Source organism: Ramlibacter sp. G4-7 (assembly GCF_057784995.1).
Genome location: NZ_JBYNTT010000001.1, coordinates 386,961 through 400,285, shown reverse-complemented (window position 1 = coordinate 400,285; position 13,325 = coordinate 386,961). Strand labels below are relative to the sequence as shown.

General features: G+C 68.9%; 11 protein-coding genes. 2 read left to right on the top strand and 9 right to left on the bottom strand.

Annotation, left to right across the window (positions count from 1 at the left end):
* Nucleotides 1-67: 67 nt before the first annotated feature.
* The 7 genes from AC3EGR_RS01950 to AC3EGR_RS01920 all read right to left on the bottom strand — a co-directional run bounded on the left by AC3EGR_RS01950 (nt 68) and on the right by AC3EGR_RS01920 (nt 7,914).
* Entirely contained in the window at nt 68-1,078 is a 1,011-nt protein-coding gene (locus AC3EGR_RS01950) for an adenosine deaminase (protein ID WP_488544744.1), read from the bottom strand.
* Entirely contained in the window at nt 1,075-2,055 is a 981-nt protein-coding gene (locus AC3EGR_RS01945; protein WP_488544743.1) for an aromatic ring-hydroxylating dioxygenase subunit alpha, read from the bottom strand. The genes AC3EGR_RS01950 and AC3EGR_RS01945 overlap by 4 nt, the downstream gene beginning before the upstream one ends.
* 103 nt (nt 2,056-2,158) lie before the next feature.
* Complete coding sequence (locus tag AC3EGR_RS01940) at nt 2,159-3,331, bottom strand: BMP family ABC transporter substrate-binding protein (protein WP_488544742.1); 1,173 nt, start codon at nt 3,329-3,331, stop codon at nt 2,159-2,161.
* Nucleotides 3,332-3,368: 37 nt separating this feature from the next.
* Complete coding sequence (locus AC3EGR_RS01935) at nt 3,369-4,289, bottom strand: ABC transporter permease (RefSeq protein WP_488544741.1); 921 nt, start codon at nt 4,287-4,289, stop codon at nt 3,369-3,371.
* 23 nt (nt 4,290-4,312) lie between these two features.
* Nucleotides 4,313-5,383: an ABC transporter permease gene (locus AC3EGR_RS01930; protein WP_488544740.1), complete on the bottom strand. Its 1,071-nt coding sequence runs from the start codon at nt 5,381-5,383 to the stop codon at nt 4,313-4,315.
* Nucleotides 5,376-6,965, bottom strand: coding sequence for an ABC transporter ATP-binding protein (locus tag AC3EGR_RS01925; RefSeq protein WP_488544739.1), 1,590 nt, complete (start codon nt 6,963-6,965; stop codon nt 5,376-5,378). The genes AC3EGR_RS01930 and AC3EGR_RS01925 overlap by 8 nt, the downstream gene beginning before the upstream one ends.
* A 13-nt stretch (nt 6,966-6,978) precedes the next feature.
* The gene (locus tag AC3EGR_RS01920) at nt 6,979-7,914 is read right to left on the bottom strand and encodes a LysR family transcriptional regulator (protein ID WP_488544738.1); all 936 of its coding nucleotides are present in this window, start codon (nt 7,912-7,914) and stop codon (nt 6,979-6,981) included.
* Nucleotides 7,915-8,020: 106 nt separating this feature from the next.
* On the opposite strand from AC3EGR_RS01920, the gene xdhA reads away from it, so the two are divergent.
* Together xdhA and xdhB are read left to right on the top strand one after the other, a co-directional pair.
* Nucleotides 8,021-9,550 (top strand): xanthine dehydrogenase small subunit, encoded by a 1,530-nt coding sequence (gene xdhA / locus AC3EGR_RS01915; protein ID WP_488544737.1) that lies wholly within the window; start codon nt 8,021-8,023, stop codon nt 9,548-9,550.
* On the top strand, nt 9,547-11,862 hold the full coding sequence (gene xdhB / locus AC3EGR_RS01910) for a xanthine dehydrogenase molybdopterin binding subunit (protein WP_488544736.1): 2,316 nt from the start codon (nt 9,547-9,549) through the stop codon (nt 11,860-11,862). Before xdhA ends, xdhB begins: the two co-directional genes overlap by 4 nt.
* A gap of 3 nt (nt 11,863-11,865) precedes the next feature.
* On the opposite strand, the gene AC3EGR_RS01905 is transcribed toward xdhB, so the two are convergent.
* Both AC3EGR_RS01905 and AC3EGR_RS01900 read right to left on the bottom strand, forming a co-directional pair.
* Nucleotides 11,866-12,246, bottom strand: coding sequence for a hypothetical protein (locus AC3EGR_RS01905; RefSeq protein ID WP_488544735.1), 381 nt, complete (start codon nt 12,244-12,246; stop codon nt 11,866-11,868).
* Nucleotides 12,247-12,358: 112 nt separating this feature from the next.
* Nucleotides 12,359-13,258: a LysR family transcriptional regulator gene (locus AC3EGR_RS01900; RefSeq protein WP_488544734.1), complete on the bottom strand. Its 900-nt coding sequence runs from the start codon at nt 13,256-13,258 to the stop codon at nt 12,359-12,361.
* Nucleotides 13,259-13,325 lie beyond the last annotated feature (67 nt).

The window sequence follows — 13,325 nt, the reverse complement described above, 5'->3', positions numbered from 1 at the left end:
CGCGACAGTACGCGCAGTGTCCGTCGCACGCCAGCCGCAGCCGGCTTAAGCCCCGCTGGGAAAACGCTTAAGCCGCAGCGGCGAAGAAGGCGTCGAGCCGGTCGACGTAGTGCGCTTTGCGCGACGGCTCCGCGAACGAACCCTCGAAGCTGTTGCGCGCCAGCCGGTACGCGTGCTGCCGGTCCAGCCCGATGGCGGCCGCCGTCTGCAGGAAGTTGTCGTTGATGTAGCCGCCGAAGTAGGCCGGGTCGTCGGAGTTGACCGTGACGCACAGGCCGGCATCGAGCAGCCCGCGCAGGTTGTGCTGCTTCAGCTCGGGGAACACGCACAGCTTCAGGTTGGACAGCGGGCACACCGTGAGCGGGATGCGCTCCTGCGCGAGCCGCTTCATCAGCACCGGATCCTTGGCCGACTGCACGCCGTGGTCGATGCGCTCGACCTTCAGCACGTCGAGCGCGGACCAGACATAGGCCGGCGGTCCTTCCTCGCCGGCATGGGCGACGAGGTGCAGGCCCTGCTGCCGGCACCTGGCGAACACCCGCGCGAACTTCTCGGGCGGATGCCCCATCTCGCTGGAATCGAGGCCGACGCCGATGAAGTGCTCGCGAAAGGGCAGCGCCTGCTCCAGCGTCTCGAAGGCCTCCGCCTCGCTGAGGTGGCGCAGGAAGCACAGGATCAGTTCGGCATCGACGCCCAGTTTCTGCGCGTCCTTGCAGGCCCGGGACAGGCCGCGGATCACGGTCTCCATCGCCACGCCGCGGGCCGTGTGCGTCTGCGGGTCGAAGAAGATCTCGCTGCGGATCACGTAGTCGGTCGCGGCCTTGCGCAGGTAGGCCCACGCCATGTCGTAGAAGTCCTGCTCGTGCAGCAGCACGCTGGCGCCGGCGTAGTAGATGTCGAGGAAGCTTTGCAGGTTGGTGAAGGCGTAGGCGCGCCGCAGTTCGTCCACGCTCGCATACGGGAGCGCCACGCCGTTGCGCTGCGCCAGCTGGAAGATCAGCTCGGGTTCCAGGGAACCCTCGATGTGGATATGCAGCTCCGCCTTCGGCATGGTGGCGAGCAGGGACGGGAGATTCATCGCAGGACTCCGAAGGTGATGGCCTGGCGGGAAAGATAACGGCGGTAGGCGGAGGAGGCTCGGTCGGCGCTGGTGTGCAACTCCGCGCGCAGGTCCAGCGGCAGCCGCCTGGGCTGCTGCGATTCGAGCACGGGCTGGTCCTGCCGGAAGATGGTGTCCTGGAAGGCACGCAGCTTGTCGTTGGGCGATGCGAAATCGGCGACAGCGAGACGGAACCACACGACGCTGCGCTCCTGCTCCACCGGTGCGATGAACAGCGCGATCGCCTCGCGCCAGTCGGCCACCGCGGTCTTGCCGGCTTCCGGGATCTTGGTGAGCACCGCGGTGTAAGGGGCGCTCACCTCGTAGGTGTACTCCACCTGCGCGGGGGCGGTGGAATGGAGGTTCGACTGCGGCTGCCAGGCCTTGCACTGCGTCGCACGCAGGCCGGTGGGCGTTTCCTCGACCCGGTAGTCGTCGATCGCGGACGCGCCGCGGGCGCCCAGCCAGCCTTCGTGCACGAAGGCGAAGTGCGCGAGGTCCAGGAAGTTCTCGACGATGCGCGGGGCGCTGGTTTCCACGGTGTAAGGGCCGCAGTTCAGCTTGCGCAGGCGGGCGTCGTCTTCCGCAGTGAACGCCGGCAGGGCGACGTCGCCGGGTGCGAGCCGCACCCACACGAGGCCGTGCGACTCACGCGCCTGGAACCCCTGCACGCAGTGCGTCGCGGGTGGGGTGAAGGTGGGCAGCGCCGGCACGTGCAGGCATTGTCCCGACGGCGCGAACTGCCAGCCGTGGTACGGGCACTCGAGGTGCCCGTCCTCCACCCGGCCCAGCGACAGGCGCGCGCCGCGGTGCGGGCAGCGGTCCGGCCAGGCGTGGACCGCACCATCCGGATCGCGCCAGAGGACGATGTCTTCGCCGAGCAGGCGCGCGGCGTGCGGCGCGTCCCGCACCACCTCGCTGCCGGCCACCGGATGCCAATGCTGTCGTTCGATCATGCCTGCATGCTACCCAGCCATGTCATTGCGGGCCCGACCCGCAATGCCAGGGGAAAAGACAAAGGGCCGCACGAGCGGCCCTTTTGCACGTCTTGCTACCGCCTTACTTCTTGTCCGCGCCCGGCACCTTGCCTTCGACGCCCTTGACGTAGAAGTTGATGCCGCCCAGGAACTTGTCGTCGGCCACGGCGTCCTTGGCCAGGATTTCCTTGCCGGTGTTGTCGGCCAGGGGACCCTTCCAGATCACCAGCGAGCCGTCCTTCAGGCCGGCCTTCACCTTTTCCAGCTGCTGCTTGGCGCTGTCGGGCACGTCCGCCGCGACGGACACGAAGTCGATCGCGCCTTCCTTGACGCCCCACCAGCTCTGGCCGGTCTGCCAGGTGTTGTTCAGCACGTCGCCGATGGCCTTCTTGTAGTACGGGGTCCAGTTGATCACCGCGGAGCCCAGGTGCGCCTTGGGACCGTAGCTGCTCATGTCGCTGTCCCAGCCGAAGGCGCGCTTGCCCATCTTCTCGGCGGTCTGCAGCACGGCCGACGAGTCGGTGTTCTGCATCAGCACGTCGGCGCCGCCGTTGATCAGGGCCGTGGCCGCTTCGGTTTCCTTCGGCGGATTGAACCAGTCACCGACCCACACGACCTTGGTCTTGACCTTGGGGTTCACCGACTGGGCGCCCAGCGTGAAGCTGTTGATGTTGCGCACCACCTCGGGGATGGGCACCGAGCCGACCACGCCCAGCGTGTTGCTCTTGGTCATGCTGCCGGCGACGATGCCGGCCATGTACGCGCCTTCGTAGGTGCGGCTGTCGTAGGTGCGCAGGTTCTCGGAGGTCTTGTAGCCGGTGGCGTGCTCGAACTTCACGTCCTTGTTGTCGGCCGCGACCTTGAGCATGGGCTCCATGTAGCCGAAGGTGGTGCCGAAGATCAGCTTGTTGCCCTGGCCCACCATGTCGCGCATCACGCGCTCGGCGTCGGCCGACTCGGGCACCTTCTCGACGAAGGAAGTCTCGATCTTGTCGCCGAACTCCTGCTGCACCGCCTTGCGCGCGTTGTCGTGCGCGAAGGTCCAGCCGCCGTCGCCCACCGGGCCGACGTAGGCGAAGGCCACCTTGAGCTTCTGCGGCGCCGCCGGGGCGGGGGCCGCGGCCGGGGCCTGGGCGGCCGGCGTGGGCGCCGGAGCCGGTGCGGGGGTCTCCTGCTTGCTGCAGGCGGCCAGGCCCGCCACCGCGGCGGCCAGGGCCGCCACGTGCAGCAGAGCGCGTTTCTTGGTATCGATCATTGCTTCCCCTCTTCGAGGTCTTGGACGAAAGTACGAATTATGTTCCGGGATAAAACGGTTTTCCAAGCGAGGCGGGCATGTTGACCCGGATCCAGGCCGGATTGCGGGAGATCAGCGCCAGCACCACGATGGTGGCCAGGTAGGGCAGCATCCCCAGGAACTCGCTGGGAACCTCCACCCCGGTGCCCTGCAGGTGGAACTGCAGCATGGTGACGCCGCCGAACAGGTAGGCCCCAAGCAACACGCGTGCCGGACGCCAGGTGGCGAAGGTGGTCAGGGCCAGCGCGATCCAGCCCTTGCCGGCCACCATGCCTTCCACCCACAAGGGCGTGTAGACGATCGAGATGTAGGCGCCGGCGAGCCCGCAAAGCGCCCCGCCGGCAACGACGGCGCCCAGGCGGATGCGGCGCACCGGGTAGCCCAGGGCATGCGCGGACTCGGGCGACTCCCCCACCGAGCGCAGCACCAGGCCGGAGCGCGAGCGGTACAGGAACCACATGAGCCAGGCCACGAGCGCGATGGCCAGGTAGACCATGGGATGCTGGCGGAACAGCGCCGGCCCCAGCACGGGGATGTCGCCCAGCAGCGGGATCGCGAAGTGCGGCCGCTCGGGCAGTTTTTCCTGCACGTACTTGATGCCGGCGAAGGCGGAGAAGCCGGCGCCGAACAGGCTCAGTGCCAGCCCGGTCGCGTACTGGTTGGTGTTCATCCAGATCACCAGCAGGCCGAAGGCCGCCGCCAGCAGCGCCCCGGCGCCGATGCCGGCGGCGAACCCGATCCAGTCGTTGCCCGTGTGGACGACGGTGGCGAAACCCGCGATCGCGGCGCACAGCATCATGCCCTCGGCGCCGAGGTTCACGATGCCGGCCTTCTCGTTGATCAGGAGGCCCAGCGCCGCGATGGCCAGCACCGTGCCGGCATTGAGCATGGAGGCGAAAAGGAGTGCGTATTGGTCCATGGTTCAGATCCCGGCAGCCTTCGTCAGATCGCCTGCTTTGCAGCCAGGAAGCGGACGCGGTAGGCCATGAGCGTGTCGCAGGCCAGCAGCGTGAACAGCAGCAGGCCCTGGAACACGCCGGTCAGCGACTTGGGCAGGCCGAGCCGCGACTGCGCCAGCTCGCCGCCTATGTAGAACATGCTCATGAGGATGGCGGAGAACACCATGCCCACCGGGTGCAGGCGGCCGACGAAGGCCACGATGATGGCGGCGAAGCCGTAGCCCGCCGGCACGTAAGGCGTGAGCTGGCCGATGGGGCCGGCGACTTCCAGCGCGCCGGCCAGGCCGGCGGCGCCGCCCGAGACCAGCAGCGCGGTCCACAGTGCCTTGCGCGAGGAGAAGCCCGCGTAGCGCGCCGCCGCCGGCGCCAGCCCGCCGACCTGCTGCGCGAAGCCCGCCCGGGTGCGGAACAGGAAGACCCACAGCGCCGCGACGCCGACCAGCGACAGGATCACGCCGATGTTCACGCGCGAGCCGGCAAACAGCCGCGGGATCTGCGTGGCCGCCTCGAACGTCTTCGTCTGCGGGAAGTTGTAGCCGGCCGGGTCCTTCCAGGGCCCGAACACCAGGTAGTTGAGCACCAGCGTCGCCACGTACACGAGCATCAGGCTGACCAGGATCTCGTTGGCATTGAAGCGGTCGCGCAGCAAGGCCGTGATGGCCGCCCAGGCCATGCCGCCCACCACGCCGGCCAGCAGCACCGCGATCACGATCAGCCGGCTCGAGTCCTTGCCCGCGAGCAGCGCGACGCCGCCCGCGACCACCGCACCGATGACGAACTGGCCTTCGGCGCCGATGTTCCACACGTTGGAGCGGAAGCACACCGCCAGCCCCAGCGCGATCAACAGCAGCGGGGTGGCCTTGACCATCAGCTCGCCGATGCGGTAGCCGGAACTGATCGGCTCCCAGAAGAACACCTGCAGGCCGCGCACCGGGTCCTTGCCCAGGGCGACGAACAGGATGCTGCCCAGCACCACCGTGACCAGCAGCGCCAGCAGCGGCGAGGCGATGCTCCAGAACTTGGACGCCTCGGGGCGTGCTTCCAGCTTAAACATTGTTGCTCCCCTGGCCTTGCTCCTGGATTTGCTCCCTCTCCCCCCTGGGGAGAGGGCTGGGGTGAGGGGCATCGCGCAGCGCCTGCACCACCCACAACCCGCTCATCCACTCGCCGATCTGCGTGACCGTCGCCCGCGCCCGGTCGACGCTGGGCGACAGCCGCCCCTTGGCGATGACGTGCATGCGGTCGCTGATCTCGAACAGTTCGTCCAGCTCCTCCGACACCACCAGCACGGCGCAACCCGCGTCGCGCAGCGCCAGGATCTCCGAGCGGATCTGCGCCGAAGCGCCCACGTCCACGCCCCAGGTGGGCTGCGACACGATCAGCAGCCTGGGCTTCGCATCGATCTCGCGGCCGACGATGAACTTCTGCAGGTTGCCGCCCGAGAGCGACTTGGCCGCCGCGTCCGGCCCGCCGGCCTTCACGTTGAAGCGCCGGATGATCTCGGCGGCCTGCGCACGCAGCGCACCGGTGCGGATCCAGCCGCTCCTGCCGACGGCATCCGTGCGCGTGAGCAGGAGGTTCTGCGCCAGGCCCAGCGTGGGCACCGCGCCGCGCCCCAGGCGCTCCTCCGGCACGAAGTGCAGGCCCAGATGGCGGCGCCGCGCCGGCCCGAAGCGGCCCGCGGCCTTGTCGCCGACCTGGACCATGTCCGGCGCGGCGCGCCTGTCCTCGCCCGAAAGCGCGAACAGCAGCTCGCGCTGGCCGTTGCCGGACACGCCGGCGATGCCCACGACTTCTCCCGCGCGCACCTCGAAGGAGATGTCGTCCAGGTCATGCCCGAACTGGTCTTCGCGCGGCAGGGTCAGGTTCTTCACGCGCAGCACCACCTCGCCCGGCTGGCGCTCATGGTGCTCGAGCTGCGGCGGCTCGGCGCCGATCATCATGCGCGACAGCGAGGCATTGCTCTCGCGGCGCGGATCGGTCACGCCCGTGACCTTGCCGCCGCGCAGCACGGTGCAGGCGGTGCACAGCTCGCGGATCTCGTGCAGCTTGTGGCTGATGTAGAGGATGCTGCAGCCTTCGGAGGCGAGCTGCTTGAGCACCACGAACAGCTTCTCCACCGCCTGCGGCGTCAGCACCGAGGTCGGCTCGTCCAGGATCAGCAGCTTGGGATTGGTCAGCAGCGCGCGGATGATCTCCACCCGCTGCATCTCGCCCACCGACAGCGTGTGCACGGGGCGCGACGGGTCCACGTCCAGCCCGTACTCCTGCGCCTTGGCACTGATGCTGTGGGTGACCTGCTGCAGCGTGAGGCTCTTGTCCAGGCCCAGCCAGACGTTCTCCGCCACGGTCAGCGTGTCGAACAGGCTGAAGTGCTGGAACACCATGCTGATGCCCAGCGCGCGCGCCTCCTGCGGGTTGCGGATGTGCACGGGCTGGCCGTTGAACATCACGCTGCCCTCGTCCGGCTTCAGCGCCCCGTAGATGATCTTCATCAGCGTGGACTTGCCGGCGCCGTTCTCCCCCAGCACGGCATGGGTCTCGCCGGGTTGCACGGTCAGCGAGACGTCGCTGTTGGCCACCACGGAGGGAAAGCGCTTGGTGATGTGCGCCAGCTGCAGTCGCGGGATGCTCAAGGGCGGACCTCCGTCAGGCAGTGGGCCGCAGCCCGGCGGCCACGGCCTTGGCCCGCTCGCGCAGCCAGCGGCCCGCGGCGGAAGGATGGCTGCGTTCGTGCCACAGCTGGTAGTAGACGAGTTGGGGGAAAGGCACGGGACAAGGCAGGATCTGCACCGGCAGCTGGCTCAGGTAGCGTTCACAGAATTGCCGTCCGGTGGTCAGGATGAGCAAGCTCGATGCCACCATCCGCGGCAGCAGCCCGAAATGCGGGCAGCGGGCCGTGATGTTACGCGCAAGCCCCTGCGCCTCCAGGAACTCATCGATGACGCCGCGCGCGCCCGGATGCGTGGGCGTCGGCGCCACATGCTCGGACTCCAGCCAGCTTTCCTTGGTCCAGCCCCGCTTCACGGCGGGATGGTCGCGCGAGACGAGGCACACGATCTCATCGGCGAACAGCCTGGCCAGGTGCAGGTCTTCCGGCGGCTGCAGCCAGTTGCCGATGACCAGGTCCACGTCGCCGCCGGCGAGCTGCGCGTGGTAGTCGGCGGCGGCGGTCAGCGGGTGGATCTCGACCTGGCTGCGCGGCGCCAGGTGCTTCACCTGGGCGACCAGCTGCGGCAGGAACTCGGGGTCGAGGTAGTCCGCGGCGGCGATGCGGAACACGGGCGAGGAGGTCTGGGGCTCGAAACCGCGGGCCTCGGAAAACATCACCTCCGCGGCACGCAGGATGCTGGCGCTGGGCTCGATCATGCGCAGTCCCGCATCCGTGGGCACCATCGCGGCGCCCGAGCGCACCAGCAGGGGGTCGCCGGCCAGTTCCCGCAAGCGCTTGAGCGACGCCGACACCGCCGGCTGGTACATCCCCAGCTTGAGGGCGGCTCGCGACACGCTTCGTTCGGTCAACACGGTATGCAGGACCCTGATCAAGTGGAGGTCGATCTTGTCGAAAAGAATCTGGTCCCTCATACCTTTGCCTGCATCCGGCCCATAAGGCCACCGGTATGGCGGTGGCCAAGGGTTCCCCCTAACCTCCGCGTTGTACTCCCCAGTAGAAAAACCCATACTGAATCGCATGGAAGCCAAGACGATCCGATTTGTCCGGCGTGGCGAGCTCGTCCGCGTGGCCAATGTACCACCCGACCGAACGCTGCTGGAGGTGCTGCGGGAAGACCTTCAGTGCACCGGCACCAAGGAAGGCTGCGGCGAAGGCGACTGCGGCGCGTGCACCGTGGTGATCGCCGAGCCCGAGGGCGGCGCGCTGAAATACCGTGCCATCAACAGCTGCATCCGCCTGGCCCACTCCGTCGATGGCATGGCCGTGTGGACGGTCGAGGACCTCGCCGGCGAGGACGGCGGCCTGCATCCCGCGCAGGAGGCCATGGTGCAGTGCCACGGTTCGCAGTGCGGCTTCTGCACGCCCGGCTTCGTCATGAGCCTGTTCGGCATGTACCAGAACCACGTCTGCCAGGGGCAGGCGATCACGCGCGAGCTGGCGCAGGAAGAGCTGTCGGGCAACCTGTGCCGCTGCACCGGCTACCGGCCCATCCTGGATGCCGCGCAGCAGATGGAACAGCTGCCGCGCGTGTCCGTGGACGAAGCGGCGATCCTCGCGCAGCTGCAAGCGCTGCGCCCGGACGCCGGACAGGTGCCGGCCGCCGGCGGCTACCTCGCCCCGCGCTCGCTGTCCGAGCTGCTGGACCTGCGCGCCCGCCAGCCGCAGGCGCAGCTCGTTGCCGGCTGCACCGACGTGGGCCTGTGGGTGACCAAGATGCACATGCAGTTCCCGGTGGTGCTGGACGTGACCCGCGTGGCGGAACTCAGGCGCGTGGAACGCTATGACCACCACATCGCCATCGGCGCCGCCGTCACCTTGACCGAAGCCTACGAGGCGCTCGTCGCCGACCGGCCGCAGCTGAAGACCTTCGCGAACCGCTTCGCCGGCCTGCCGGTGCGCAACTCCGGCACGCTGGGCGGCAACGTCGCCAACGGATCCCCCATCGGCGACTCCATGCCGCTGCTGATCGCGCTGGGCGCGCACGTCGTGCTGCTGTCCGCGCGCGGCCACCGCGACATGCCGCTGGAAGACTTCTACACGGGCTACCGCAAGAACGTGCTGGCCCCCGACGAGGTGCTGGCGTGGATCAAGGTGCCGCGGCCGGTCAGCCCTCAGCGTGGCCCGCTCCCGGCGGGAAAGGGGGAGAACGGTGCTGGCGCGAAGGAAGGGATGGAATTCCTGCGGGCGTACAAGATCTCGAAACGCTACGACGACGACATCTCCGCCGTCTGCCTGGTGGTGAATGCGCGCCTGCAGGACGGCGTCGTCGCCGCGATCGGGATCGGGGCGGGCGGCGTCGCTGCGACACCGGCGCGCGCGGTGAAGACCGAGGCGGTGCTGCGCGGCCAGCCGTGGACGCTGGAGGCCGCCAGGCAGGCCACCGCCGCCCTGCGTTCCGAGTTCCAGCCGATCGGAGACATGCGCGCATCGGCCGCCTACCGCTCCGAAGTCCTGGGCAACCTGATGCAGCGCTTCTGGCTGGAGAGCCAGGGCCTGCAGCACATCAACCTGGAGAGCTTCCGCCTGGCGGAAGCCACGACGCCATGAACGCGCCCGAGAAGTTCCTGGCCGGCCCGGCGGCCGCTGCCGCCACCGGCACCTCCCATGCCCACGAGAGCGCCCGCGCGCAGGTCGCGGGCGCGGCCACCTACGTCGACGACGTGCCCGAGGTGCGCGGCACGCTGCACGCCGCGCCCATCCTGTCCAACGTCGCGCGCGGCAAGCTGCTGGGCGTGGACACGGCCGAAGCGCTGCGGATGCCGGGCGTCAGGGGCGTGATCCTCGCGCAGGACATTCCCGGCGATCCCATGCTCGCCACCTTCACGCACGACGAACCCATCTTCGCGCGCGAGACCGTGGAGTTCATCGGCCAGGTCGTGGGCGTGGTGGTCGCCGAGACGGTCATGCAGGCGCGCCGCGCGGCGCGCAAGGTGAAGCTGGAGATCGCTGCGCTGCCCGCGGTCGTCGACGTGCGCGAAGCGGTGAAGGCGCAGAGCTTCGTGCTGCCGCCGGTGACCGTGCGCCGCGGCGATCCCGAGCAAGGCATCGCCCGGGCACCGCACCGCCTGGCCGGCTCGCTCGACGTCGGCGGCCAGGAGCATTTCTACCTGGAGGGCCAGGTCGGCTACGCCCTGCCCCTGGAACAGGACAACTGGTGGATCCATTCCAGCACGCAGCATCCGGGCGAGGTGCAGCACTGGGTGGCGCACGCGCTCGGCCTGGACAACCATGCGGTGAAGGTCGAATGCCGGCGCATGGGCGGCGGCTTCGGCGGCAAGGAGACGCAGGCGGGCCACATCGCCGTGTGGGCGGCACTCGCCGCGCGCAAGCTGAAGCGGCCGGTGAAGATGCGCCTGGACCGCGACGACGACTTCATGGTCACGGGAAAGCGCCACCCGTTTGCCTATGACTACGAGGTGGGCTTCGACGATGCCGGCCGGGTCACCGGCCTGAAGCTGATGCTGGCCGCCAACTGCGGCTGGAGCGCCGACCTGAGCGGCCCGGTCGCGGACCGCGCCGTCTTCCACGTCGACAACGCCTACTTCCTCGGCGACGTGGAGATCGTCTCCTACCGCTGCAAGACCAACGTGCAGAGCCACACCGCTTTCCGCGGCTTCGGCGGGCCGCAAGGCATGATCGTGATGGAGGCCATCCTCGGCGACATCGCGCGCGCGCTGGGCAAGGACCCGCTGGACGTGCGCAGGGCCAACCTCTATGGCGTGACCGAGCGCAACGTCACGCACTACCAGATGCCGGTGGAGGACAACATCCTCGAGCCGCTGATCGCGCGGCTGGAGCAGGACGCCGGGTACCGGCGGCGGCGCGCGGAGATCGCCGCCTGGAACGGGAAGAGCCCGGTCATCAAGCGCGGCATCGCGCTGACGCCGGTGAAGTTCGGCATCTCCTTCACCGCGACCTTCTTCAACCAGGCGGGCGCGCTGGTGCACGTCTACACCGACGGCAGCGTGCAGGTGAACCACGGCGGCACCGAGATGGGCCAGGGCCTGCACACCAAGGTCTGCCAGATCGTCGCGGACGAACTCGGCATCGCGTTCGAGAAGGTGCGCATCAGCGCCACCGACACCAGCAAGGTGCCCAACGCGAGCGCCACCGCCGCCTCCAGCGGCACGGACCTCAATGGCCGGGCGGCGCAGTTCGCGGCGCGCCAGGTGCGCCAGCGCCTGGCGGAGTACGTCGCGGCGAAGCAGAACTGCCGGCCCGAGCAGGTGATCTTCGCCCATGGGCAGGTGAGCGGCCCGGAAGCGGTCATGACCTGGGAGCAGTTGCTGGACGACGCCTACCATTCGCGCGTGCAACTGTGGAGCGACGGCTTCTACAAGACGCCCAAGATCCACTACGACAAGCACACCCTGACCGGGCGGCCGTTCTACTACTTCGCCTACGGCGCCGCCTGCAGCGAGGTGGCGATCGACACGCTGACCGGCGAGAGCCGCGTGCTGAAGGTGGACATCCTCCACGACGTGGGCACCTCCATCAATCCGGCGATCGACATCGGCCAGATCGAAGGCGGCTTCATCCAGGGCATGGGCTGGCTCACCACCGAGCAACTGGTCTGGAACGACAAGGGCTACCTCGCCACGCACGCGCCCAGCACCTACAAGATCCCGGCCACCGGCGACGTGCCGGAGCACTTCAAGGTGGACCTGTGGCCGGAGGCCAACCGCGAGGACAACGTCGGCGGCAGCAAGGCCGTCGGCGAGCCGCCCTTCATGCTGGCGATCAGCGTATGGGAGGCCTTGCGCGACGCGGCCGCCGCCGCACGGCCGGACGGACGGGTGCACATGGATGCACCGGCGACCGCGGAGAACGTGCTCAACGCCGTGCAGGCACCGGCCTGACGCTCAGTACCCGGGCGGCGCGAACTGCTGCCGCGTGGTCTCGGTGTCGGACCACTCGTAGACCAGTTGCGTCGGCGGCCCTTCCGGCATCTGGCTCGGGTCCACGCCGCTCAGGCGCTGGATCTGCTGCTTGAACCACAGGGCGAAGCTTTCCTGCGACTGCGCGAACGCCTGCGACGCGGTCGCCACGTCACGCACCTGGGTGAGCCCGATCACCAGGTTGCCTTGCGGCGTCTGTTGCAGGTACCAGGATTCGTGGGTGACGCCGTGGGCCTGGTAGAACGCGTCACGCTGGGCGTCCCGCGGGCCGTTGAGCTCGGCGATCATCGCCTGCAATTCGGCAGGCGGCTGAGCGAGGGGGAAGGCACGGACGAGCAGTGACATGGCGGACTCCTGCGACAAGGGGTCGGTCACTGTCCTCCTGCCGTGCCGGGCACCGCATCGCCCAAAAGAAGGAAGCGGCACACCGCTGCCGCGCCGCGGGGGGATGTCGGCCTCACTCGGGCCACCTGCGCTGCTTGAACCACTGCGCCAGGAAGTCGATCAACAGCCGCACCTTGGGCGTCAGGTGCTTGCGGCTCTGGTACACCGCATGGATGCCCAGGGTCAGGGAGCGGTACTCGGGCAGCACTTCCACCAGCCGCCTGGCCTGCAGGTCCTCGCCCACGAGAAACGTGGGTTGCAGGATGAACCCCTGGTGCTGCAGCGCCGCCGCGCGGCACACGTCGCCGTTGTTGCTGCGGATGCAGGGCTGCGTGCGCACGCGCACGACGCCCTCGGGCCCGGTGAATTCCCACTCGTCGCGGTCGGACCAGTAGCTGTAGGCGACCACTTGGTGCGCGGCCAGCTCGGACGGGTGGCGCGGCCGCCCCGCCTTGCGCAGGTACGCGGGCGACGCACACAGCACCATGCGCGTGCGGGCCAGTTCGCGGCTCACCAGCGTGGAACTGGGCAGGCGCGCGATGCGCACCGCGATGTCGAAGCCTTCGTCGGTGAGGTCGTCGATGCGGTCGGACAGGTTGACCTCCAGCGACACCTTGGGGTGTTTGCGCCGGAACGCGCCCCACACCCCGGCGAGGTGCTGGATGCCGAAGCTCACGGGCCCGCTCACCCGCACCAGTCCCACCGCCTCGCGGCTGCGGCTGCTGATCTCGGCCTCGGCTTCGTCCATGTCGGCCAGCAGCTGGCGGGCGCGGGCGTGGAAGACCTCGCCCTCCTCGGTGAGAGACAGCTTGCGTGTCGTGCGATGGAGCAGGCGCACGCCCAGGCGCGCCTCCAGTTCGGCCACGTGCCGCGACACGGCCGCCTTGGACAGGGCGAGCCGGTCGGCGGCGGCGACGAAGCTGCCCGCGTCCACCACCTCGGTGAAGGAGCGCAGCGCGAGGAATCGGTCCATTGTCTTGCTCTGCGAAACACTCATTCCCATTGGAGCATGTTTATCTTGCGGTGCGCGACAACTACAT